The following is a 24,932-nucleotide window of genomic DNA, read 5'->3' as shown; positions in this document are numbered from 1 at the left end:
CTATGATCCAGAGACTCATTGAACAAGCTATTCGCAATCGAATACTAGTTGTCATGATCTTTTTGATCATTGGCTTGGTATCCGTGTTTAGCATAAAAAATGCGAAGATAGATGCTATCCCTGATATTGGTGAGAACCAACAAATTGTGTTTACCGAGTGGCCTGGTCGCTCCCCGAAAGACATCGAAGAGCAGGTCACATACCCCCTGAGTATTTCTTTGCAGGGAATTCCAGGAGTGAAGCAGGTTCGAGGGATTTCTGCTTTTGGCTTTTCGATAATCTACGTTATTTTTAAGGATGATGTAGACTTCTACTGGAGTCGCTCAAGAGTCCTGGAAAAGCTTTCCACAGCGTCTGGAAGTGTGCCACAGGGAGTCTTGCCTACTATGGGGCCAGATGCTACAGGCTTGGGGCAAGTGTACTGGTACACTATTGAAAACGAGGACTCATCTCTCCATCCAAAATCTTTGGCCGAACTAAGGTCGATCCAAGAGTTTTACGTTCGATACTTGCTCCAAGGCGTAGAAGGGGTCAGCGAGGTTGCTAGTATTGGGGGTTTTCTAAAAGAATACCAGATCGATGTAGATCCGAATAAGTTGTTTGCCCTCGATATACACTTCAGCACGCTACTTCAGGCTGTTAAGTCGAGCAATATTGATGTAGGTGCGGAAATTATTGAAGACGGCGATAGAGAGTTTATTGTCCGTGGGAGGGGGTTCTTTAGGTCTCTTGAGGATATAAAAAATGTAGTCATCGCTGTAAAGAATGCTTCACCCATTCGAGTTCGTGATGTTGCTACTGTAGGAACAGGACCAGCTTTTCGCAGGGGAGCTCTTGATAAAAATGGCAAGGAATCTGTTGGTGGCGTGGTTACGATGCGTTTTGGTGAAAATCCTCAAGAGGTCATCAATCGAGTTAAAGAGCGCTTAGAAGTTATTAACAATGGGCTCCCGAGTGGAGTAAAAATAGTTCCTTTCTATGATCGTACGGAACTTATTCAAAAAACGATGGGAACAGTCTATTCCGCATTATCACAGGAAATTCTGATTACTGTGATAGTTATTTTGGTGTTTCTACTTCATTTTCGAGCGTCGATACTTGTATCCCTTACGCTGCCATTTGGAGTAGGTATCAGTTTTATTCTGATGAAGATTCTCGACATTGACTCTAATGTGATGAGTCTTTCAGGGATGGTCATTGCAATTGGTTCAATGGTCGATATGGGAATTATTATGACTGAAAACATATATTCTCACTTAGCCTCCAAACCAAATGCTCGTTCCAAGGAGCGAATAGAAATTATCATCCAATCGGCTAGAGAGGTAGGTCCAGCAATCTTGACAGCTGTCATGACAACTATTGTTACCTTTTTGCCCGTATTTGCTCTGGAGGGAGGGGAAGGAAAGCTCTTTCACCCTCTGGCTTGGGCAAAAACTCTCGCGATGTTCGGTTCCGTTGCTGTCGCCATTTTACTCGTACCGGCTCTTTCGGTTTTTTTACTCAAGGGTAAGTTAAAGCCAATCGAAAAAAATGTTATTAGCTCATCGGTTGTTAAGATCTATCAGCCAACCCTTGAGTGGGTATTAGAGCATAGAAAGCTATTCACCATTGCACCTATAGCAGCTATTTTACTGGGGGCTTTATCCTATACTAAACTGGGAAAAGAGTTTATGCCGTCTCTAAACGAAGGGGACATACTCTACATGCCCGTAACAACGCCTGATGTAAGTATGACGAAGGCAAGAGAGTTGCTGTCGTATACTGATAAGATCTTGAACGATCACCCCCTTGTAGAGTTTGCTGTTGGAAAGCTTGGCCGTGCTGACTCCGCGATAGATCCGGCCCCTGTGGCAATGTTTGAAACGATAGTTAAGTTAGTGCCAGAAGATTCGTGGCCAGAGGGAAAGAGTATTTATGATATTATGGAAGATTTGGATCAGGAGCTACAAATTCCTGGTCTTGTGAATTCATGGGACTTTCCAATTCAAACTCGCATTGGAATGATATCGACTGGAATCAAAACTCAAATCGGAATCAAGATATTTGGAACTGACCTAGGACAGCTTGAGAGACTGGCTGCGGAAGTGGGTGATAGGGTAGAACAGATCGATGGGGCTTATGGAGTATATGCTGAGAAGATCACTGGCAAGCCCTATATTGAGTTTGACATCGATAGGGTTGCCGCCTCAAGGTTTGGCATCAACACGGGAACAATCAATCAAATTCTCCAAACAGCCGTCGGTGGAATGCCTATTGGACAGTTCTATGAGGGACGGGAACGCTACTCTATAAGGGTACGCTATAAAAAAGAACTGCGTGACCGTATCGACGATTTGAGACGAGTTCTCGTTCCTAGTCCACTTGGGCAGCATATCCCCCTAGAGCAGCTCGCGAACATTAGAATTGTTACTGGTCCTGCGGCCATTCAATCAGAAAACGGACTACTGAGAAGCGTGGTTTTGCTTAACGTTAAAGGCCGTGATTTGATTGGTTTTGTTGAAGAGGCCAGAGACTTGATAGCAAGTTCCGTAGAGCTGCCTAAAGGTTACTCGATCGTTTGGGCTGGACAATATGAGAATCAAATTCGAGCTAATCAACGTCTTAGCTTTTTGATTCCTATAGCACTTGTGATCAATCTCTTCATTATTTACTTCGGAATCAAAAATATTAGAAACTCAGCAATTATATTTAGTGCTGTACCTATTGCGATGGCTGGTGGATTAATCCTGCTTTGGATCGGTGGGTTTAATACCTCAGTTGCTGTTTGGGTTGGGTTTATCGCTCTTTTTGGAATAGCTGTCGATGATGGTGTCGTGATGATGACCTATTTGCAAGAAGCTATTAAGGCGCATCAACCAAACAACTGGGAATCTTTAAAGTCTTGCATCGTCGAGGCGGGTACTAGAAGGATACGCCCTCTCGTAATGACGACGACCACCACCGTAGTCGCTCTATTGCCAGTAATGTGGTCAACTTCTGCGGGTAGCGAGGTTATGAAGCCAATGGCTATTCCAACTCTAGGAGGAATGCTTATCGCACTTATAACATTATTTGTAGTTCCTGTGACATTTTCATTTTTTGAACAGAAATCTATGGAAGGTAGACATGATGAAATCAAGGGTTAGGATCTTTTTTTCCAGTGCTTTATTAGCTTACACTACAGCTTTCGCACAAAATGATCATGACCATGATCATTACTTAAAAAAGCAAAGCTCTGCGACGAGTGCCAAAAATGCGGATAGGATAAACCTTGACCCCGAGACCAAGAAGTATTTACTCGCAGCCCTAGAAATAAATGAAAATCTACATACTAGTTTTTTTGACTATAATGCTGGGAAGGTAGAGAAATATGCCGGTGAATTAAGTTTATCTCTATCCCAAATCAAAGATCCCAAAATTTCGAGGAAGCTCCAGTATTCACTGCAGAAGTTGAATGACATTAAAGCTCAGAATGACCGTAAGATTAATAATATGAGCTACCATTCAGTTTCAATGACATTAATTCACTTGATCCACACCTATAACCTCGGAAACACTTACAAGGGGTACACTTGTCCCATGGTTAAGATGAAATGGGTTCAGAACTCTAAGAAAATGTCGAAAGTTCATAATCCGTACGCACCGGAGATGAAGCATTGCGGTTCACAAGAAAGCTAGAGACGCTACTATCGCCTACAATTTTCTGCGAGCAAAACCATAGTTGGGTAATATGAGATTGGTCCTATATCCTCATTTGGGTAGTTACGAATGCTGGAGGATTCAAGGGAATTGGAAAAGCTAATTGGTAATTTTGACGGGAGGCTAAGTATGACAGAATCCATTTGCGAGATGCTAGCAGGAGGGCATCCAAATTCCCTGGGGCGAACGGAAGAAGTTGTGAAGCTGATTTTGAAAAATCCCGAAAGAATAGATGAACTTTATCAAGGCTATAATAGTGATGATGAAGTCGTAAGGCTTAGGATATCGAGTTCTTTTAAACGACTTTTCCTGGCACATCCGGATTGGTTTAAGAAGTGGTACCCGAAATTTTCGAAGCGAGTCATGAGACTACAGCAACCATCAGCTCTTTGGACATACTCTCTACTTTGTTTTAAGTTAGAAGAACAACTTAGCGCTAAGAATAAGGAGGATGCTGTAGCTAATCTAAAAGAGATACTGAAGGCATGTGATGATTGGATTGTCATCAATAATACAATTGAGACTTTAGGACACTGGGCTGCGGATGATGCAGCGCTAAGAAGGTGGCTGAAACCCATGTTAGAAAGCTATACTGAAGATTCTCGAAAGTCAGTAGCAAAGAGGGCCTTTAAAATACAGAAATCTTTAGGTCTGCTATAGGTAGTATCACATCCGATGAATTTACAATACAAGCAAGTCGACGAGCTGCCGGAAAATGTGTTTTGTTGTTCAATCTAGAATCTCAAAGAATCTAGAGATTCGTCGGCCTTGCAAATCCACTACCGTTATTCTATGGCGACCAGGCTTGGGATCGATCGCCATTTCATGAAAGAGTTTGGTTTTTCCAAGATATTCTCGATCTAGATACCATTCTAAGGTTTGTTTAGACTGTTTGTGTGCGACTTTGAAAACTGTGGCGCTTCTTCCACCAAAGTCATTTGGCACATAGATGTTACTGCTGGGGAAAGGGTATATAAAGCTCATAACTTCTACAGCCGATAGCGAGTCGTTACAGTCTTTGCGAAAAGGTGGAGTGCCTTTATACCAGCTGTGATATCGACGAAAATAGTGAGCTTCTATTGGTGGGAGGCTAAATATCAGACGTTGTTTCATATTGTAGACCGACTCGCACTGACTATGCACCTGATACTGTCCGCTAGAATCCAATTGTACAAGTTTGTGGTGCGGGCTAGTTTTTTGAAATCTGCTTTTGGCGGGTACTTCAACGTCGGCTTCCTCGCACCCTTGGCTTGCTCGATATCCATTCTCACGGCATACCGCAATTGTTTTCAGGTCAAACCAAGGAATATCAAATGATTTTTGGTCAGGAAGAGAATGAAGAGCCTGAAATAGAATTGGGGCAGCTTGCTTTATTCCCGTGAGTTCTGGACGACCAGTGCCATCAGCATTGCCAACCCAAACACCCACGGTAAATTCAGGGCTGACACCGATTGCCCAGGCATCGCGAAATCCATGACTTGTCCCTGTTTTCCAAGCAATATTTCGCCCCCCTAGAAACTTTTGCCAATGAGCTTCCACTCCAGGACGTACGACTTCTTGCATCGCTTGAATGGTTAGGAAAGACGCTCCGAGGCTCATCTTAAAGCCTACGGATTGTTTTTCTGTTTGTCCTTTGTGCAATGAAATCGCAGGTATAGTATCCTTATCTTGGTTTGAAACCTGGTATGCCATACGACTATATAAATCACTGAGCTGGAATAATGTGCTTTCTGCACCACCCAAAATTAGCGATAAACCATAGTGAGATGCTGGTTGGTTAAGAGTCGTTATGCCGCTAGATTTCAAAAAGTAGTGAAAACGATCAATACCATAGGATTTGAGCATATTGGCAAAGGGGATGTTAAGAGACTTTATCAACGCTTCTTGGCTGGGCACAGCACCTCGATAGCTTCGATCGAAGTTCTCTGGCCTAAAACGCCCAAAGCTGCGAGGGATGTCCTGTACCAAGGTCATTGGCGTGATTAACGAACTATCAAGCATGAGGCCATACAAAAAGGGTTTAAGCAGGCTGCCTGTGCTACGTGGCCGTTGAACGATGTCGACGAAACGACCTTCTTTCAGTTCATCCAGAGGGCTATTACCAATATATCCTATAACCCTTCTCTTTTGATCTAGAACAAGAATAGCTAGATTATTAATGTGGTTTCCAGAGAGCACACCGCTAAAACTTTTACTTATCTGATAGAGCCGATTCTGTAGAGGTTGATTGATATAGCTATGAAATGTATTCGTTTTCAAGTTCTGAGCGGACAACGTGTTCAGAAGGTGGTGGCTACCTTGCGAAATTGGGAAGTTTCGAATAGGCAATGGTTCGAGTTTTGAGAGCTCCAGATCTTGCAAACTCATGTACCCTTCATCTTGGAGTCGGGTTAGCAGCCGATCTCGCTTTGCCTTCAAGATATCTCGGTTTTTCGATAAATGCAGAAGGCCAGGGCTATTAGGAAGTACAGCTAAAAGTGCTGATTCCGCCCAGGTTAACTGGTCAAGAGGCCTACCAAAGTAATAGAAAGCACCTGTGGTGACCCCAATATGATTACCTCCTACAGGCACGTGATTGCTATAAAGTTCTAAGATCTCGTCTTTGCTAAATTTGATCTCTAAGTCGACTGCCAAGAGGACCTCACGAAACTTTTCCCAATAGGTGCGTGGAGGGTTGTTTCGAGCTAAGCGTGCCAATTGCATAGTAATTGTAGAGCCACCACTGACAATTGTTCCATGTTTTAAGTTTAGAAACGCAGCTCTGGCGAGAGCAATGGGATCGAATCCCCAGTGCCAGGAAAAATTCCTATCCTCGAATAGGAGAACTGCTTTCTTATACTTATCGGAAAGGTTCCCCACATGAGGGATACGCCACTGACCATCAGCAGCAATCCTTGCACTAATCAGTTGATCTTTGTCTGAGAGGAGGACTTTGCTGTAGGCCGTTTTGCCAAAGTAGCTTGCCTTGCTCGGGCTTATGCAAATGTAGCTCAGGCATAACATTGCGAGCACCAAGCAAAGAAAGCAAGATTTCGTCCTTATCATGTTACTCAATATCAATCCAAAAACCTTTTGTATTGCTATTGATTTCTCCCTCATACATCAATTCAGACTGGATTGCAGGGTAGTAGAATCGCCCAGGATATGCGGCATTAAAATCCACGTTAAAACTTTTCTGGCCACCGCTAGGAAGATCAAAGTAGGTGAGAGTTCGGTCGTCCCGGATGTCGACATAATCAGCTTGGTCTGTTTCGGATTTTTCAGTTTGAAGCCGCTCATTCTTGACTTCGAATCCAGATGGAAAAATATGAGTTAGAGCAATGCTTTTGTAATCTTTGCGGCTAGGGTTCCTGATCGTGACTTTAGCCTGTAGATCTGAGCCATGCCTAACTCTGAGATCTCCACTTAGAGCGTTAAGCTCCTTTTGATCAACGACCAGTTTTAAAGTCATTTCAAGGCCTTGATTTAATGCTTGTTCGTCTCCCATAGGAGGAGTGCCGCGACGAACGATGTTAAGAAATACAGGGTTCGTGGACTTATTTTCGAATACAGCTAGAAGTGGTTTCCTAAAGTCAGGATATTGTTTCTGCCATATGGCTCGATCGCTTATGATTGTTTCCGTTTGCTCACCAATGTTCATTGCTATAGAAAGTTTCTTCGACATCTCTTCTGGGCCCAAAAACTTGGCAATGGCCATGAGTGCAAATGCGGTCTCTTGGGTGGATAGCCAGCTCCCGCTATTTAGTTCATCGCTCATCTCTTTTACAAGTTTCATACCCAGTGTCCGATTACTGAGTGCGCCATAGCTCATTAGTAGGATAGCCTGATCTCTAAGTCTTGAACCGTAGGTTTCTTTGTGTTCTCGATAGCTGCTAAGATGTATGCTATCGCTGGAGAGTAGGTCGGTAGCCACTTCTTTCTGACCAATGATGGCGTACGCTGTCGCTAGCTGAGCGCTCGCAGCACTCCTAGGTCGTATAATCTCACGCAATCTATTCATGGCCCCTAAATCGGCTTGTTTGGCGAGAGCTAGAACTGCCAGTCGATAGGCCTGGATGAGCTGTGACTGGCCGGTACGCAGAGGAGTCCAACGATTAGCTTGATCCTTTTGAAAATTAACCCAACGGTGCCGCAGCTCTGCTGAAACATGATATCCAGCAGTTTCTGCTTCTAGAAGAAAGTGGGCCGCATAGATGCTGGCCCAAGGATCAATTTCATCATCTCCCATCCACCGTGTAAACGCACCGGATGAGGTTTGAAAACTGGCTATCTTAGCAATGGCAGACTTAATATGAACTTCGATACTTTTTTTAACGGTTTCATCCAAGTCCATGAGACGATCAACATAGAGTTGAGGAAACGCTCCTGATGTGGTCTGCTCCAAGCAGCCATGAGGGTATTTTATGAGATAATGAAGGCGTCGATCTAGTTGCAACGGAGGAATGCTGGATGCTTCAACCAAAAGTTCGTTGCTTCCTTCAATTCCAAACGGCTCAAGGTCGACATTCCAAGAGCCACCCTTCTCTATGGCTTGTTGTGAAACCCTTTGTATAACTGGATTGGGTATCTCGATGGGTATGGATATCTTTTGTTGGTAGACTTGGCCTCTCGCTTCAGCAATCACTTCCAGAGTGCCAGGTTTGGTTCCCTCGGATACTTGTACGGGAATCAATGCGACTTTATCCTCACCCTTTCTGATATCTAGTGTCATATCTGCGAGACCCAAAAGTTTTAATCTTGCGTTAGACTTAAACTTAAGATTTACTTGACTATCTACATCCGCGGTGTTGAATACCGAAACAGGTAAGTGGGCGACTTCTCCCGGCCTTAGAACTCGGGGACCATCTACCAATAAAACCACATCATCTTTAACTGGAACTGACTTTTCCTGATTGCCAAATGCTCGCTCAGCCCCCGCAGTGACCATAATTCTGGCTTCTCCCATATAGTTCGGGATTTCAACAAGGTGCTCTTGCTTATCGCCTGCTGCTAGACTAAATGGGCCTAAGAACCTTATAAAAGGGGGAAATCTATTGGCATCATTCTCAGTGGCTTCTTTGTTTGCGTTGCCGTCACCACCAATCCCGATGATCTGTTCTAGTTCTGCTCCGTAGGCTCCTATTACGTGATCAAATTGATCCCAAGTTTTTACCCCCAGTGCCGCTTTTTGATAGAAGTGGCCATGTGGATTTGGGCTTGAGTAATTTGTAAGTCCCAGCAACCCCTCATCTACCACTGCTATGGTGTATGTCATAGCCTTGGCATTTTCTTCTGAAATTTCGATTTCAACGGGTGAATTAGGTTTCCAAACATCACTTGTAGTAATCACAGGCGAAAGAGTTGTTTCGGGATTATTGACAAGGATGGGAATAACCCCATACATCCGCAGTGGATGATCGTTTTCTCGATCACTATAGGGTTGGATCAACGTGATATGAGCAAAGATATTTGGCGCCATTTCCGGACTAATCTTAAAGCTGACGCGATTCTTTCCTGGCTTTGCCTCGATCCACCTTTTATCGAGTACCTCGCTACCGTTTTCCAGGCTCAGCAGAAACCGGCCATGAGTCGTTGCAGGAAAAAACACCTCGGCGTCTTCACCCACTGTCCACGATTTCTTACTACTACTTATCTGGAGTCGCGTGGCAGCGTCGGAGCCTTTTTCAGCTGCTCGCCCAGCCCAACCAGGCCAGTCCATATAGATAACTTTTGCCGCGCAGTGCCCCGACTCAACATCACATGCTTTGATAAGATAGCGTCCCCAGTCTGGATACTTGATCTGAAATGGCCAATTAGCCTGTGCGTTTTTACCTTTTGACCGGAGCTGACCGCTTAGGATTGATTGAACATGCCTCGAACTGGAAAAGTTTGCCCAATTGTCTTTTGATTTATCCCACCACCACTTCCAAGAAATCTTGAAAAGATTCACAGAAATCTTCCTGCCGGGGCTTGGCTGTCCAAATCGATCGACAGTCACGATACTAAGAGGGTGCTCTTTATCTGTGAGTAACATCCCTCGGGCTTCGTCCCCTTTGGGAACTTGAATGCCTACATAGTGGCTATAGGGGTGAACATCCACCGATTTGCTTCCAATACTAAAGGCACCAGACTTTTCAAAGACTCGTAATTCGAATGACGCATTCAAGCGACCTGGAGCATCTTCAACTTTTACAAGGCGGGTCTTAAATGAAGCGGCTCCTGTCTCATTGAGCTTGCCTTCGAATATTGTCTTGGCTTGAGAAAGCTCAAAACGTCGCGAAGGATCTTGGAAAGTAAATCTATCAAAGCTTTCAAATCCTAAGCCGTTTGGTTTGAGCTTAACTTTAACGTCAGCCTTTAGTTGGCTCGCGGGTGCCCCGTGAAGCCACTGACTTTCGAGTTTCATCGAGGTCTCACGGCCCAATACTAAGGTGTCTTCGGTGCTGAGATTCATCTTCAAGCGATTCGGTCTCACCATCTCAACTTTTATGGTTTTGTGGAACGCAACACCACCGTAGTTGACAGTAGCCTTCCAGTTGCCTGTTTTGGCCCCTTTATCAGTACTTATTTTGAAGCTATAAAAATCATTCAAAGCTCGACTGGGATTGTAAGTGTTGACGAGGACCCCAGATGGGTTGAAGAAGTCTAGGGTCACTTGGCTACCCTGAGGTTTACCTAAGCCGATAAAAGTTAGATAAATATCGTCTCCTGGTCGCCATACACCGCGTTCTCCATAGATGAAGCCATTGAGTCCCTTTTGGACCTTGTGTCCGCTAACGTCAAAGTGTGCTACCGATAACTGGGATCGGCTATTGACCTTCAAGTAAGATTTGTTCTTACCTTTTGAAGCGACGATGAGGAATGGCCTAGAGGGCAGCTCGACACTGTAGAAGCCCTGCTGGTCACTTTCACCAGTATGCATCAGTTGATTTTGAAAATTATAGAATGCCAAGCTAGCCCCTGAAACTGGCTCAGAGTCTCGGAAACTGTTTACAACTAGATCAAATTGATTTTTTTCATTAGCTTTTGCAATGACTCCTATGTCTGAAACGAAGATATTTTTTTCTTTACGAAGGAATTGCTTACTTTGATAGTAACTATCATGACAAGGATCGTGTCGATGGTTCCAACTTTGGACAGGCACATAGGAGTTCCAAGCGCTATATCCAGCTTGTTGATCGCTGTCTTTATATCCAGGTTCCGTAGATGGTGAAGATTCGTTAGGCTGACAGCTATAGCTGGAATTCCCTCGATTGGCTGTCAAGATAAATCGGAATAAGCTGCCAGGGTATTTCTGTGTAACCTCTGTAACATCGATGAACCGTCTCTGCCAGCTGGAAACATCACCTTGCAAGGTTACTGTTTTGCGCCACACGAAGCGTCCCACTCGCTTGAGTTCATATCCATCGTCGAGATTGTTGACTTGAAGAAATTGTGGAATATTTCGTTCGTCTATTCTAAAGGCTGTGACTTGGATGGAATGAAGCTGAACTGACTCAAACGGCAAAAGGGCTTGGTTTGCGTAAGGAATAATGTTCGCTTGTTCGTGAAATCGGATTCCTGGCTTTAAAGCTTGGAAGGTGAGAGCTTGTTCAAAAGGAGCCTTAAGGGTTGAGCCATCGGCCCCTTTGAGCCCTTCCGACACCCGCAACGTCTTCGTCTCATTGAAAGTTTCATCTACGAAAAGTTTGATAATGCTGCCTTCCACCACTGGCTTGAGAGACACACCATCCAAGCGAACGAGGCCAGTCATGTCCTGGTTTGGGTCAACAGCTTGGGAAAACGACAGTTCTACATAACTTTGCTCTCTCGTAAATGTTTTTGCCGAAATAACAGTGAGCATATTGAGAGGAGGAACTTCGATTCGTTTGCGTCCAGAAGTCTTCGCCCCCAGAGCTTCACCGTTCCACTCTAGCTCTAGGGCACTAACTTCATTTTTTCGAGCGATATCAGCGATGGTAAATCGGTGGTATCGACCACCTTCTCTATGATCCCAAGTGAGGGCTAGGGGAGTGCCCGACTGGTGAGCTTTAATGAAATCTTCCACCAATCCGTCTTCGCTGAATTGGGATGTGCTCACCTCTCCTTGAAGAACATAAGACTGTGAATTTGGGAGCAGCTTGAGATCTTCGAATTTAAGATCTATGTTCTGCCGTAGAACTTGAAAACTGAAGTTAAGGAGTTGACTAGGGGAGTCCCCCAGCCTCAGCTTTCCTATATATTTTTGACTTGGTTTTAACGGTTTATCTGGGCTGAATAGAAGTGTTTTTCCGTCTAGCCATTGACTCGTACCATCAATCTTGGGTTCGAATTCCCAGCTAGGGGTTACAGTCCCCGTTGAAGACTCTTGGATGGGTTTCTTGAACTTGACCTCAATCTTACTGGTACGGAGTATCTCTCCTTCAGGAAGCGATTCTACTAGGGTAAACAAACCCTGCGATTGATTGGAGGCTGATCCGTTTGAGGAGCTTGGCATATCCGTCTCGCCTCGCTCGCAAGCAACCCCTAAGAGTACAATTATGGTTCCCAAAACATATTTCAACATCCCTTACCCCAAACCAAGTGGTCCATATCTCTAGACTGGGTAAAAGTAATTGATGACACCTTCTAGAGCAAGGTTTTAGATGAAGAAACTTAGCCGTCGTGGATTAAAATGTTTTAGTGCTGCTTGACTATTAAACATCTGACCAATAATTAGATGTATTGAGGCACAATAGTCGTTGTATAGGTCTATTCGCTACTGCCGTCTTTTCTCGGGGGCTTTTGGGATTGGATCGTCTACATCGCTTCTAAATCAGATAGTTCAGATAACACCGTGCTGCGATCATTCTTTCCTTGGTCGACAGCTCGAATGCACTCACTTGAACAATAACATTGTGGGCGGAGTAAAGACTTTCCATACCAAGATACTTTATTAATCCGATCAACGGGAGGAATAAAAAGTATATTACCATGTAATTCCAAAGGCCGGTGACTATTAAGGGAAGCTTTTTTGTTGGTTCTTTCAGCGCGAAAGAACCTATACTTTACCTCAGTCTCGAAATTGTGTGCTGAAACTTATACCTATCAGTAAGAATTATAAATTCTAACTATCAGAATACTTTCCAGGAACTCCCAAGAGAACCTTCTATACCCCTATTTTGAAACGGTAAAACAATCACAATTCCCGCTCTCCACCGATTTCCCTTAGTCTCAAGGGATGACTCCTGAGGCTGGTTTTTCCCGTGGCGGCAACGCCACTAATATTAGCTAAAGCGCGATCCGATAGAGGGTCTGTACGCGGATGGTAAGAAAGCAGTTTTGAAATTGCTGTCGTTTCACAAAGACAAGGTGTGTGATGAAGAGTATGAATCCCAGTGAGACCCATGAAAATATTGAGAATCTCTGCCCTTTAGACGTCACCGAGCTGAAGGGGCGGAAAACAGATTTTGAACTCTACCTCGATATAGCTGGCAAGCCTGTTCTCTATGCCGAAGGGCCCTACGAATGGTCTTTGAGCGAGATTGAGCGGTTGAATCATGATGGATTTAGCGTCTTGTTCTATAGTAAATCTAACGATGATAAGGTTTTACAATTGCTTGCTCAGCAGTCCATGGACCCTGTAACCCTACTTCATAGCGATCGCGTTCAGCAGGAACAACAGGATCGTGTATCTCTACTGCTGCAAACCTATCGTGACTGGGTTTCCAATGTGGACTTGGCCCCCGAGCAGCATGAGATGGCTGAGGAAGCAACAACCCTGGTGATGGAAACCGTCAGTCAAAATCCGACCCTCATCGAGCTGCTTCAAGCCCTGAGCGAACATGACTACTACTCCTTTCACCACAGCATGAGAACAGCAGCCTACGGAGCTGTCATATCCATTAAGTTAGGGTGTCAAACTAGCCAGCATCTTCACGATATCATCCTAGGGTGTTTGGTCCACGACATCGGCCATCTGAAAGTGAGCAAGGAAACATTGGAAAAAAGCGAGCGCTTGAACGAGCGGGAATGGTTTGAAATCAAGCAACACCCTCTCCACGGCATGGAGCTACTTCGGGAGGTGCCGTTAAGCCCGGTTACCAGCGAGATCGTGCTTCATCATCATGAACGCGTCGATGGACATGGCTACCCCCATGGTATCAAAGGCTCAGAGTTACTACAGGAAGTTAAAATCGTGGCTTTTTGCGACGTATTCGATGCCCTGACTAGCCCCCGCCCTTATCAGAAGCCAGTTGAGTTCGAACAGGCTCTCAGTTTCATCGAGCAGAATGCTTTGGAATATCTGGATAAGCGCTCGTTTGAAGTGATGGGGGAACTCATCAGGGGGCAAAAGGTCAAGGCTCCCGCCTAATCTTCAAAAATAAAAGGACAAAATCCCTTATCTCCCTTAAAATCAGGGTGTTCAACCATACAGGGGGATGATTTTGCACCGTTTTTTTGTCTTTGTCTTGCTAATACTTCAGCTTGATTTTACGTCAATTTGCTATGCTGATCAGTCAGGTCCGGTGGATGCATCAGCAGTTGAGCTGACTGATGATGATGAGATTCTCGGTTATACTCAGTCCGAACTCCGGCAGTCGTTTCAGTCCTGGCTCAGTCTTGGCTTTGGGAACGTCAACCCCTGGCAATTTCTCAACCTGTCGGCAGCCTGGTCTCAGGGCCCCAATATGATTTGGGTGGCGAGCCTAGGAGGAGGAAATTTTGAATTTACCGACACAGACAGCAAGGGGACGAGCTATTACATAGACAGTAAGGCGCGAACTTTATCCCTCGGCTTTCGCCACTATTTCACCAGTTTTGGCTCCTTTTACTACGAAGTAGGTGGTCAGCTGAATACTTGGAGTGGCGATATTCGTCCCCAGGGCTCGGATTCGGAAGATGATTCTGTCACGAGCTCACTGACCAGTGACTATTCACATTTGGGCATGACTCTCGGCGCCAAGCTCGGCTATTCCTACTTTTGGGATAAGTGGGGAATCGAGTTTTCTTTGCTACAAATGTCTCGCTCTTTTCTTCTTGATGAAGCCTACACCAACAACACAGCAGAAGCCCGGGATAACGTCAAGAAGCAAGTAGAAGGAGCTTCGAGCTGGTCTGGGGTAAATATCAGCATCCTTTATCGTCTAGGTGGTGAGTCTTCACGTCTTTAAAGAAGCTCCTAGGCTGTATTTTTCTGATAGCAGATAAGATTCACACCAATCTTCTTGGCTTCGGAAAGGTTCGATTCTGCCTCTAGCAGAAGGTCGTGAATATCGCTTATAACTGGCCGCATTGGATTGAAGCTGCCTATGCCCTGAGAAATGGTGATGGTACGTTTATTTTCTTCGGGCCCATACTGCCGCTCAGCTACCATATTTTTGATTCTTCTAGCAAGAATCATAGCACCTTCATGATCGGTTTCCGGAAGAATTCCTACAAACTCTCCGCCCCAGCTTCGACCCAACTTATCATCGTCTCGGAACTCATTCTTGAGTACTTCTCCGAGCTGCTGAATGATCTTGATGCACACCTTAGGCCCTTCTGTATGACTAATCTGAATAAATTGGTCGATACTAATGATAACCGCTGATAGTGGAGCATTGAATCGAATGGTGCGAACAAATTCTTTTTCGAGGAGTAGATTGATGTAAGGAAGGTTGTACAGCCGGGTGATACTGTCTTGTCCCTCAAGCTCTTTCACCATTTCCTTAGTCATCGCGAGTTTGGTAATTAAGGCCTGGCTTGTATTTTCTAAATCTTTCACCCGTAATGCGGATAGGGCTATCATCTCTAGGATATCGTTAACATGGCTTTGCCGAATCACATAATCAGCACCACTCTCTCGCTTGAGGTTTTCCAAATCCGGAGTCTTTGGCTCCGCGATAATTACAATTCCTTGATAGTGTTTAGCTACGGTATCACTACGAATTGCCTGAGATATTTCTAGTGCGGAAGATTTGAAAATGATCTCGTCTATGATAATTACATCAGGCTCGAAATCATCGAGCAGATCGAGAGTACTATCAAAGGTAGGGGAGTTTTTAGTCTTAAACGTGCGACGAAGGATCTGGTTGTAGCACATCAGGTTCTCAGCAGAGTTCGCTACGATAAGAGCCTTTCCTAAAGCATCCTTTCCCATGTAAGAGCTTTCTCCGATTTTGCTATGGTGTCTTGTTGGTCATCGGAGAAAGCTCAAAAAATGTAAGGATTTTATTGATAAACTACGATTCTAGTTGAGAAATCTCTCGCGATAAGGCCTTAGTGCAGCTTCCATTTTAATAATATCACCAGCGTCGATAGCGTACTCGTCGTTGGTAGCTTCTGCGGATTCAGTGTTGAGCAGGGCGATCTGGGGAAATCGCCGCTTCTGCTTGGATAGGACCCTGGTTTTACATCGTTGAACCTGAGCGAAGAGTTTATGGCAGAGAAGGTCAATGGCGTTGTACATATTATCGCTTGTTGCCTCTGCATATAACTTCGTGCCGTTTCGTGTTGTGATGGAACAGTGAGCGCTTTGTGCATTGCCTTCAACAAAAAAGGTTAGATGAACTTTTGAAGGGGTTCCCATGATTTTAAATAGTTGATCAGTTAGTTTCTTGCGGGCGAGTAGTTTGAGTGCTTCGGAGCTTTCCATTTTTTTAAAATAGAACTGAAAATCCATATGACACCTCGTATGACAAGCTAGATCGCTTGAAATTAAACATTAGTGACAGTTGTTCACAGATGTGATCTTCTGAATGGCGCCATAACTCTCTCCTTATAACAACATAAGTATGGCCCAGGAGCGATTGGAAATTTTGATCAATTAACCGAAAAGTGCTTCTTGATTAGCTTTGATTCACCACATGTTCGTGGTTCGATAAAAAGGAAATGATTGAAATTAAGTGATTGCGGAGTTTTTTAGCCTCACTTCGAAAATTCTAAATACATTTTGAAGTTTCTGGCAAACAGTTTGAATTCGGTTCCTTGTTTTAGGAATTTATCGACGTCTATCTAATACTATGTATTGAACACGGCTTTGTTCTGATCGATTCTAGTTCGACTTGCCCTAATGCCCACCAAACGTTACTTTGTTCGAGAATTGGGTAGTTTTTGCCCTTCGCTGTGACTATGTCTTATGCAAAAATAAGGCGTCTCGTTTAACAATGGAGAGTTGGAAGTCGATATGAAACGGAAAATTGCACTAGTTCTTGGCTTGAGCCTATCAAGCCTTAGTTTAGCTCAAGAAGGTCAGAGTGACGATAACGCTATGGAACAGGAAAGCTCTGAAGAGGCAACAAGCACCGAAGCAAGCACAGAAGAGGCTAGTGGCAGCCTACCGACAATGAAAACTGAGTGTCGTGGATTTCGCTGGGAGCAGAAAACGGACCCCAACACCCAAGAAACCAAAAAAGAGAAGGTTGAAATCGTTCGCCGCATATGGATCAGCTATGCCAATGACCAAGGCGAGAAATGTGAGGTTCACTATGATAAGCCATCAGAGAACAAGCCTGACCATGTTCTTTGGTCCGCGAATTCTGATCCATCCTTCTGCCAGGAAAAAGCCAAAAAGCTGATCGATACCAACCAATCAGCATTAGAATGTGTAGCAATGAAGTAATCTTTGTTTAGGTCTGGCTTTTAGAGTCAGGCCTAAGCCCAAGGCCTGACGATGACCATAATTACGATGATGATCATGAGTAGGGTAGGGGCTTCATTAAGAAATCGAAAAGCCTTTCCTGATAGAATAGGCTTACCTTCATTAAACAAGCGAACTTGCTTGCCCGCATACATTGTGAATCCTGATAATAAAACCACACTAGTAAGCTTTACATGCATCCAAGGCATCGAAAGTAGACCAGGGTTGATACTAATCATGGTAAGCCCAGCGATCCAGGATACGACCATGGCTGGCAAGGTGATCGCTTTCAAAAGCCTGCGCGACATGATTTGTAGCAGGCTTTCAACCTTTTCATGATCCTTGCTACTCTCGGCAGCGTATACCAAGAGTCGATAGAGATAGAGAATTCCGGCCATCCAACTGATAATCGCCACAACATGGAGTGCAAGTATTTCTCGATACCATTCAATCATAAACAAATCCTTCTTCAGCAAATGACTTGGGAAATGAGCAAAGGCTTTTTAGCCTAGAGACACAGTCCTGATCAAGGAACTCATAAGGAGATCGGCTCTTAACGTTGGAAATCCGTCGTTTGAAGTTAGCTTCTAAAGAGAAACTATCGGCCTCTACCTTGTGGCTCTGCTCTTTACAGAATTCAATCCATAGCAGGGCGTTGCTGTTGTAAGCGTAGTTTACAATTGCTTCCAAGGCTGCAGCCTGTTTGTCGTCCCAGAGTTTATCCACCTGTTCGACAAAAATAGCTAGAGTATCGTTTTCTTTATCCGGGCTAGGGAGCAAGGTCTTTGGGGTTGCCTTGCTCAGGGTAACCACATGGGAGTGAATTCCAAAGCGCCAGGTGGATGCAAGAGCCATGGCCCAAAAGTCGGAAGGCTTTCCTTGCCGGCCGTTGACAACAGAGCCTTGTGGACGATAGCCTTTCAAGGATTCTGCAACTTGTCGTAGAAGTCGCGCGCTATGGCTGGCGTGGATGCTGTGCGGTGCTAGGTCTCGGCAGTGGGACCACGTTTTCATATACTGGTATAGGATGGCTTCTGTGGCTCGCACTCGCTTAACCAGGGAACAACGGATTTGAGTCGCGTGTTGAGGGTCTTCGGTGAAGCCGCGGCCTTCACAACAGGGTAAAAGTTTGTCATTTGCAAGCAGTTCATAGTCTCGCCACTCAAGGCCCAAGAGGATCCCATTGAGCATTGGGTTGGCGAGGGACTTGAGAATGCAGCCCCGTTGAGAAATCACGTGATTCGCCGCTCCACTGGCTGGGGCGATGATTTTAACATAGACTTATGGCTTTCCATGAATTGCCTTCGGAAATCGTTACCAGAAAGCTCCATGATCATACAGGTTTCCACAAGCCTGGAGTATATCCGCTGACCGATCCGTGTTTCTAATGGTTCATAACTATCAAGGTTAAAGCCACCACTCATACCTTCGTTAAGCAGGTCTTTTTGAGCCAAAGGCACCATTTTTTGAGGTTTCAAGTCGTAATTGGTGGAGGCTACGACGATTTTGTTTTGATTGTAGCGCCCCATGACAACCTGATCCAGAATGGACATCTCCCAATCGCTGTTGCGGCCCTTGCCCATCTCGTCAATGATAAGAACATCCACATTGATCAAAGGCTTGAGAACGTTGGCGTCAGACTTGGCATCAGAGTAAGCCGCCTTTAGCTCGTTGAGAAGCTGGAAGAAGTCAACGAAGCGGACAGTGAGTCCCCGAGCAGCGAAGTTCTTGGCGATAGCCGATAGAAGAAATGTTTTCCCAACGCCCACAGGGCCACCAAGGAGCAGACCTTTGGGTTGCTCTAAGCTAAACTCCCTGAGCCACACTGCGATGGCTTGTAGGATCTCACGACCGTTGCCTGTAAAATTGCTAAATTTATCAAGCTTGGCAGTTCCATATCGAGACGGGATGCCAGCCATATTGAGTATATTGACAATTCGAGATGGGTTAGGAGTACGGCAGGGACATGAAACGCCGTCCACCATGCGACGGACTCGACCAAAGCAAGACTTGCATGAACTGACACAGTCGCATAGGCTTGCTTGAGTGTAAGCGCCCTTCAGGTTGAGCCGGTAGCCTACACCGTCGCAACAGCTAAGCTTTTGCTGTAGAGCACAGTAGGACTGCTTAAGTAAGTCAGGATCTTGACTTTTTGGCTCTGTCAGCTCTTGCTTGAGTTTTCTTGTTAACTTAACCATTCTATGGGTTCCAACCGTTATCGACGTAATGGTTTGTGATGATGAGTCAACCCTGGCAAACTGCTCTTCCAGGAGCCGCCTGAGATTTCACTTGGCTTCAGTCTCGTGGGATTTATTATGTCACTCTGTTCCTGGAGACGCATCTTGAAATTGGGTGCCGACAGCATACGAACGGCCTCACTTGGGGACTACCTACACAACCTTATCATAAAGAGAAAGGGAATTTGATGACAGTGAAAAGTTGTAGAGTCTTGGACGAAAAATCCAATCCTGACCTGGAGTCCTATGACGCAGTACTACTGACGTTGCCAGAACTTGGGCAGTCTATGGATGAGGTGCTTGAACCAATACCCGCAGAACTAAAAGATGCAATTATGACCGTAGCAAAGCGGGCAGACTGCAAGGGTAAATCCGGTGACTCCCTTTCTTTCGATCTGAGTCCTACTCTCCGTGTGGGGGTGGTCTTTACCAGCGAGAAAAGAAACACTTTCCAAAGCTTGAGCGATGCCAGAGAGCTTCTTGGTAAAGTGAAAGACGGGGGGGCCAAGAACCTTTTGTTAGATTTACGTTTTGTGAAGAATGCAGAGGGTATCGCTGATGTCTTCACCTCGGCATTAGTCGTTCAAGATTACAAATTCAAAAAGTACGGAACGAAGGAAAGTAAGCAGGAAAAAGACTTCCAATGGGATGTGGTCGGGCATGATTCCGACGCACTATCAGCAGTTGTAAAAAAGGCTCAGGCCACGGCAGAGGCCACGAACCTCGTTCGGCATCTCTCGCTGCGAGCAGGCAATGATCTGACTCCTGAGACCTACATCAACGATGTGAGAGACATGGCGAAGGAGTGGAATGTTGATGTTGAATTCTACGACTTCGATCGTCTTCTGGACATGAAGGCTGGAGCCTTTATCGCTGTTGCTCAAGGCTCCCCTGAGCATGACGCTGGCATATTGAAACTCAGCTATGAGCCAGACGGAGCTAGCAAGCACTTAGTTCTAGTGGGTAAAGGCATCACCTACGACACTGGAGGAACCAACCTGAAATCTGCGGGCTCGATGTTCGGGATGCACGGTGATATGGGCGGTTCAGCACTTGCTTTAGCATCATTTCAGCTCGCTGTGAAAGAAGCTTGGCCTTATCGCGTAACTTGTTATCTGGCAATTTCAGACAACTCGATTGGTGATCGAGCCTATCGACCCAATGATGTTGTGGTGGCTTTGAATGGCAAGTCTATTGAAGTGGTGCATACCGATGCTGAAGGTCGGATGGTCCTTGCTGATACCTTGCACCTAGCGTCAAAGGAAAAGGCTGACCTCATGCTAGATTTCGCGACTCTGACCGGAGCCTGTGTAGGAGCAATTGGCACGACCTATTCGGGAGCCTTCACCAATCGAGACGATTTGCACTCTTTGATTATCGAAGCAGGCCGCAAGTCTGGAGAAAGAGTCTGGCCATTCCCCCTTGACGAGGATTTCGGTGAATGTCTGAAATCTGATATTGCTGATCTCAAGCAATGTCGAGTTTCAGGAGGGGTTGATCACATTGAAGCGGCCTACTTTTTGAAGGAGTTTGTGGACGACAGCATTCCATGGATTCATATAGATCTAGCAGCTTCTGAAAACTCAGGTGGTCTTGCCCATGTGGGAACCGAATGTACTGGCTATGGGGTGCGCTTGGTGTCTCAGATAACTCAGGACTTCTTTAGCAAGTAAAGAAGGTTGAACTTTACCAACGGGGCTTGTAGAGCCAATCCAAGCCCCCGCGCCTATGGGTAATTTCGTAGGCTGCATCGTTGATCGTGACGTTGACAACGGCTTTTTCTGAGCCACTGATACCATTGAGCCACAGAAAATTACCCCAAGAAAAACTCAGCAGGAGGATGATGATGGTTGTCCAAAAACTAACGGGGTGGGTTTGCCACCAACGAGGTCGATACCACGTCTGGGCGTAAAAAAGTAGGCTGAAGGGCACTGCGAAAAAGCCGTAAAATAACGATCTTTCGTAGTCAAATTCATCTGAAACCCAAAGCACACCATAAAACCCGGTGATGAGGTAGAGGCAAAGTAAAACGAAGCAATAGATGCGAAACCCGGCCTCTTCGTAAAATAGCATTTCTCACTCCAAGCTTGGTAATGATCAGGCCTGCGATATCGAATGCTATTATCCCTAACTTTCTAGCGTAGGTAAACTGGCTTCCTTCTCGTTTTCTGGATCGAAGGCAATTTCACAGCAGCCAAGATTGAGGGCACCCGGTGAAGCGCCGCGGATGTCCTGGGGAAGTGAGTAGTAAATTTCTTTGCCATCTCGCTTGGTGTCAACAAGGCCTTCTTGTCGCAGAAGGCTGAGATGATGACTCAGAAGGCTTTGTTCGATATTTAGCCGCAAAGCAAGCTCAGAAACATTCATTTCCTTCGTCCATAGCAGTTGCATGGTTTGCAAGCGGTGTTCATTTGCCAGCAGCTTAAAGCGCCGCGTGGATGTATTTTGCTCCAACGATGGCTCCCGTCAATAGACTAATTCTGCGGTGGATCTTATCTCATTTTAGGTGAATTTCAACGATTCAATTTGGCGATCGGAACTTTTTCCCTATTAGGTTTCTCCTGGTTTTGCCGACGCGTTTAAGGAACCAAAGGAGTTAAGCTGTGCTAAAGTTCGTCGTTCTTTTCATGTTGATTGGTAGTGATCCGAATGCTTGGGCTTACTCTGCGCCAACTTTGCCTGGTCTGAAGCTTGTGGGTTTGATAGTAGATCAAAATCAACCGCTCGAACGAAGTGTGCTAGTCCTTCGGGATCAAAGGGAGCGGAAGACCTACACGCTATATGGGGCCGACTATATACCTAACACAAACCTGCGTTTGGTAGAGCTGGGAAGGAACTTTATTGTGGTATCTGATGGTAGCCAAGACTTCCAAATCACGCAGCTTGAAGGACCTGCCGAGGATACTAATGTCGCTGTGTCACCGAACACTCTAGACGATATTGAGCCGGATGAAATTCTTGTGAAAACAAATTTAGCGTGGGAGCGATTGGAAGATAAAGCCAAGCGTAAGCCCTTGGATATTTTTAAACCGGTTCCGAAGGACGCCTTTCCTAACCGCGCTGAGAGCTCCTGTGATAATCCGCCTTGTGAGCCCGTGGAGCAAGAGTACGAGAGCCTTTCCCAAGAGTCAGAAAGTGTCCCTGAAGATAGTCAAGAATTCGATATGGTTCAGGAATACTAAGTTTGCTTGGCCAATTGGCCAACTTTGGTTATTATCATATAGAAGCATTTCTAGATGATATAGGACTCCTTGCTATACTAGTCTTCATGGGCTGCTATAAGAGCCATAGCAGCCCAGAATTTTTTGCAGTTTAGTGAGGTTCGTTATACCAGCCTTCCTCAACCCTTCGATCGTGGATCAAGGCCCAAGCGGCTCCAGCGTATAGCTTGCCGTATTGAAGTAGCTCAGGATCATCCATCGGTCCCTCAGCCCGCACGACGATATTCAGCTGATCAACCTCTCGGGCTTTTTCGAGGAGGTTTTCCCTGTCTTCTTTGGCAGCGTTAAACGAATCATAAAACACAACGCCGTAACGTTTCGGGATGTGCTTCACTGGTTTTGGTGCAGGGTCAGCTTTGGGAGCACTTTGTGGGTCGCGACTTCGGCCTCGATTCGGACGTCGACGTCGTCTGTTGCGGGAACTTCGTTCCTTAGAGTTGCTCGACTTTTCTTTGCTGGGTCGGTCCTTGTTCCGCTGCTGCTGATTTCGCTGGTTCATATTAACCTTATTTTGCGCCCTCGGCAGAGCCGAGGCGTTCTATTCAAATGCCTATTGCCAGGCAAAAACCTGGTGTAGCAGCTCACACTGTGAGCGCTACAAATTTAAATAGCTAGACTTGTTCTATAATATCAGGAATTGAGGCGTTGTACCACTCTTGCAATCGCTTCCTCGACTGAGACGCGCTCTTGTTCAGTGGTATCACGGTCGCGGATTGTTATGGTTCCATCTTCCATGGTGTCGCCATCAACTGTGAGGCAGAACGGTGTTCCAATTTCATCGTGTTTAGCATAGCGCTTGCCAATTGCCTGCTGCTCGTCATACTTCACAGCAACTCCAGCCTTGCGGAATGCCTGCACGATCTCTCGGGCCTTTTCGGGGTGCCCGTCCTTCTTCATCAATGGCAGAACTGCGACTTTAATTGGCGCAAGTTTCGGATGAAGCTTGAGTACCACTCGAACCTTTTCCTTGCCATTCTTATCGACTCCTTTTTCTTCTGTGTAAGCGTCAAGAAGAAAGGCGAGGAGGGATCGTGTTAGTCCAGCTGCAGGTTCGATCACATAAGGAGTATAGCGCCAGCCGTTCTTACCGGTTTCCGGGTCTGGCTTGCTTTGATCGAAGTAACTCAGTTTTGCTCCAGTAGCAGCTGCATGACGGCTCAAATCGTAGTCGGTACGGGACGCCACGCCTTCAAGCTCGTCGAATCCCCAAGGATACTCGTATTCAACGTCATAGCAATCGTCAGAGTAGTGGGCTAGCTCATCGGAATCGTGGCGACGAAGGACGAACTTTTCTGGGGAGTTTGCAAAAGACTTGTACCAATCGAGTCGTGTCTTGGTCCAATACTCAAGCCACTCTTTTTGAGTACCAGGCTCAACAAAAAACTCCATTTCCATTTGTTCAAATTCGCAGGATCTGAAGATAAAGTGCTCAACTACAATCTCGTTGCGAAACGATTTTCCTTGCTGAGCGATTCCAAAGGGTACTTTCATGCTCGATGTTTGTTGCACGTTCAAAAATTGAACGAACATCGCTTGGGCTGTCTCGGGGCGTAAGTAGACATTGGTTGATGCCAATGCTTCTTCTAACTGAGCCCTAAGCTCTTTCTGACTCAAGTCTTTACCTTGAATTCCTTTGATAAACTTATCCAGTGGATCGACAGGGCCAAGGGATGTTTTAAACATGCCGTTGAACTGTCGCTCATCGCTCATATGGGGGCTACCACATACGGGGCAAACATACCCTTTGTCGGTGACCGCGGCTTCGAGTTTCTTGCCATCGGATCGCCCTCCTTCGCGGAAGCTTACAGACTCACCAGGCTCTTTCTTTGGTGCCTTGTCAGCACGAAAACGTTCCTTACAATTCAAGCAGTCTACTAATGGATCAGAGAAGCCAGACACATGGCCGGAAGTTTCCCATACCTTGGGATGCATGATGATCGAGGCATCCAAGCCGACAACGTCTTCTCTCTCTGTCACCATGGACCGCCACCATTCCGCGGCTATATTGCGTTTGAGTTCAACACCAAGGGGGCCGTAGTCGTAAGAAGATTTTAAACCACCATAGATTTCGCTACTTTGAAAAACAAATCCCCGGCGTTTACAAAGTGATACTATTTTTGTCATTAAGTCTAGTTGGCTCAACGTCGACCCCGTTTTTGTTCCGTTAATAAATATCAGCAAGATAATCTTGGCTAGCTTGGCAACATAGACTTTTCTTCGGGATAGCTCAAGGTAGAT

General features: G+C 45.5%; 19 protein-coding genes. 8 read left to right on the top strand and 11 right to left on the bottom strand.

Annotation, left to right across the window (positions count from 1 at the left end; genetic code table 11):
• The first annotated feature begins 2 nt into the window (after positions 1-2).
• The 3 genes from B9N89_RS16525 to B9N89_RS16515 all read left to right on the top strand — a co-directional run bounded on the left by B9N89_RS16525 (position 3) and on the right by B9N89_RS16515 (position 4,338).
• Positions 3-3,125, top strand: a complete 3,123-nt coding sequence (locus tag B9N89_RS16525) for an efflux RND transporter permease subunit (protein ID WP_132320517.1) — start codon at positions 3-5, stop codon at positions 3,123-3,125.
• On the top strand, positions 3,106-3,657 hold the full coding sequence (locus B9N89_RS16520; protein WP_132320515.1) for a DUF3347 domain-containing protein: 552 nt from the start codon (positions 3,106-3,108) through the stop codon (positions 3,655-3,657). The genes B9N89_RS16525 and B9N89_RS16520 overlap by 20 nt, the downstream gene beginning before the upstream one ends.
• Before the next feature lie 150 nt (positions 3,658-3,807).
• Entirely contained in the window at positions 3,808-4,338 is a 531-nt protein-coding gene (locus tag B9N89_RS16515) for a hypothetical protein (protein WP_132320513.1), read from the top strand.
• Between the two features lie 69 nt (positions 4,339-4,407).
• On the opposite strand, the gene pbpC is transcribed toward B9N89_RS16515, so the two are convergent.
• Positions 4,408-6,723: a penicillin-binding protein 1C gene (gene pbpC, locus B9N89_RS16510; RefSeq protein WP_165931714.1), complete on the bottom strand. Its 2,316-nt coding sequence runs from the start codon at positions 6,721-6,723 to the stop codon at positions 4,408-4,410.
• A gap of 1 nt (position 6,724) precedes the next feature.
• The gene (locus B9N89_RS16505) at positions 6,725-12,202 is read right to left on the bottom strand and encodes an alpha-2-macroglobulin family protein (RefSeq protein ID WP_132320509.1); all 5,478 of its coding nucleotides are present in this window, start codon (positions 12,200-12,202) and stop codon (positions 6,725-6,727) included.
• Positions 12,203-12,994: 792 nt separating this feature from the next.
• Between B9N89_RS16505 and B9N89_RS16500 the strand changes: the two genes are divergently transcribed.
• Entirely contained in the window at positions 12,995-13,990 is a 996-nt protein-coding gene (locus B9N89_RS16500) for an HD-GYP domain-containing protein (protein ID WP_132320507.1), read from the top strand.
• 73 nt (positions 13,991-14,063) lie between these two features.
• Positions 14,064-14,789 carry a hypothetical protein gene (locus B9N89_RS16495; RefSeq protein ID WP_132320505.1) on the top strand — a complete coding sequence of 242 codons (726 nt, stop codon included), beginning with the start codon at positions 14,064-14,066 and terminating at the stop codon, positions 14,787-14,789.
• Between the two features lie 8 nt (positions 14,790-14,797).
• Here B9N89_RS16495 and B9N89_RS16490 read toward each other — a convergent pair whose 3' ends face one another.
• Together B9N89_RS16490 and hpf are read right to left on the bottom strand one after the other, a co-directional pair.
• A complete protein-coding gene (locus tag B9N89_RS16490) occupies positions 14,798-15,757 on the bottom strand; it encodes a GGDEF domain-containing protein (protein WP_132320503.1) in 960 nt (319 codons plus the stop codon).
• Positions 15,758-15,847: 90 nt separating this feature from the next.
• Complete coding sequence (hpf, locus tag B9N89_RS16485; RefSeq protein ID WP_132320501.1) at positions 15,848-16,279, bottom strand: ribosome hibernation-promoting factor, HPF/YfiA family; 432 nt, start codon at positions 16,277-16,279, stop codon at positions 15,848-15,850.
• 504 nt (positions 16,280-16,783) lie between these two features.
• On the opposite strand from hpf, the gene B9N89_RS16480 reads away from it, so the two are divergent.
• A complete protein-coding gene (locus B9N89_RS16480; protein ID WP_132320499.1) occupies positions 16,784-17,218 on the top strand; it encodes a hypothetical protein in 435 nt (144 codons plus the stop codon).
• A gap of 32 nt (positions 17,219-17,250) precedes the next feature.
• Here the strand turns inward: B9N89_RS16480 and hemJ are convergent, their stop codons facing one another.
• The 3 genes from hemJ to B9N89_RS16465 are packed head-to-tail and all read right to left on the bottom strand — an operon-like array spanning position 17,251 to position 19,434.
• Positions 17,251-17,691, bottom strand: coding sequence for a protoporphyrinogen oxidase HemJ (hemJ, locus tag B9N89_RS16475; protein WP_132320497.1), 441 nt, complete (start codon positions 17,689-17,691; stop codon positions 17,251-17,253).
• Positions 17,684-18,472, bottom strand: a complete 789-nt coding sequence (locus B9N89_RS16470) for a hypothetical protein (RefSeq protein WP_132320495.1) — start codon at positions 18,470-18,472, stop codon at positions 17,684-17,686. Before B9N89_RS16470 ends, hemJ begins: the two co-directional genes overlap by 8 nt.
• Positions 18,469-19,434: an ATP-binding protein gene (locus tag B9N89_RS16465; RefSeq protein ID WP_132320493.1), complete on the bottom strand. Its 966-nt coding sequence runs from the start codon at positions 19,432-19,434 to the stop codon at positions 18,469-18,471. The genes B9N89_RS16470 and B9N89_RS16465 overlap by 4 nt, the downstream gene beginning before the upstream one ends.
• 227 nt (positions 19,435-19,661) lie before the next feature.
• On the opposite strand from B9N89_RS16465, the gene B9N89_RS16460 reads away from it, so the two are divergent.
• Positions 19,662-21,146 (top strand): M17 family metallopeptidase, encoded by a 1,485-nt coding sequence (locus tag B9N89_RS16460; protein WP_132320491.1) that lies wholly within the window; start codon positions 19,662-19,664, stop codon positions 21,144-21,146.
• Positions 21,147-21,159: 13 nt separating this feature from the next.
• Here the strand turns inward: B9N89_RS16460 and B9N89_RS16455 are convergent, their stop codons facing one another.
• Together B9N89_RS16455 and B9N89_RS16450 are read right to left on the bottom strand one after the other, a co-directional pair.
• Complete coding sequence (locus B9N89_RS16455) at positions 21,160-21,546, bottom strand: hypothetical protein (protein WP_132320489.1); 387 nt, start codon at positions 21,544-21,546, stop codon at positions 21,160-21,162.
• A gap of 54 nt (positions 21,547-21,600) precedes the next feature.
• A complete protein-coding gene (locus B9N89_RS16450) occupies positions 21,601-21,927 on the bottom strand; it encodes a metalloregulator ArsR/SmtB family transcription factor (protein WP_132320487.1) in 327 nt (108 codons plus the stop codon).
• 149 nt (positions 21,928-22,076) lie between these two features.
• Between B9N89_RS16450 and B9N89_RS16445 the strand changes: the two genes are divergently transcribed.
• Positions 22,077-22,655, top strand: coding sequence for a hypothetical protein (locus B9N89_RS16445; protein WP_132320485.1), 579 nt, complete (start codon positions 22,077-22,079; stop codon positions 22,653-22,655).
• 130 nt (positions 22,656-22,785) lie between these two features.
• Here the strand turns inward: B9N89_RS16445 and B9N89_RS16440 are convergent, their stop codons facing one another.
• Positions 22,786-23,193: a hypothetical protein gene (locus tag B9N89_RS16440; RefSeq protein WP_132320483.1), complete on the bottom strand. Its 408-nt coding sequence runs from the start codon at positions 23,191-23,193 to the stop codon at positions 22,786-22,788.
• Positions 23,194-23,324: 131 nt separating this feature from the next.
• Complete coding sequence (locus tag B9N89_RS16435; RefSeq protein WP_132320481.1) at positions 23,325-24,818, bottom strand: glycine--tRNA ligase; 1,494 nt, start codon at positions 24,816-24,818, stop codon at positions 23,325-23,327.
• Between the last annotated feature and the right edge of the window lie 114 nt (positions 24,819-24,932).

This window comes from Pseudobacteriovorax antillogorgiicola, from assembly GCF_900177345.1.
GTDB classification, from domain to species: domain Bacteria; phylum Bdellovibrionota_B; class Oligoflexia; order Oligoflexales; family Oligoflexaceae; genus Pseudobacteriovorax; species Pseudobacteriovorax antillogorgiicola.
The sequence above is the reverse complement of the archived record's forward strand: the minus strand, read 5'-3'. Positions and strand labels throughout refer to the sequence as shown.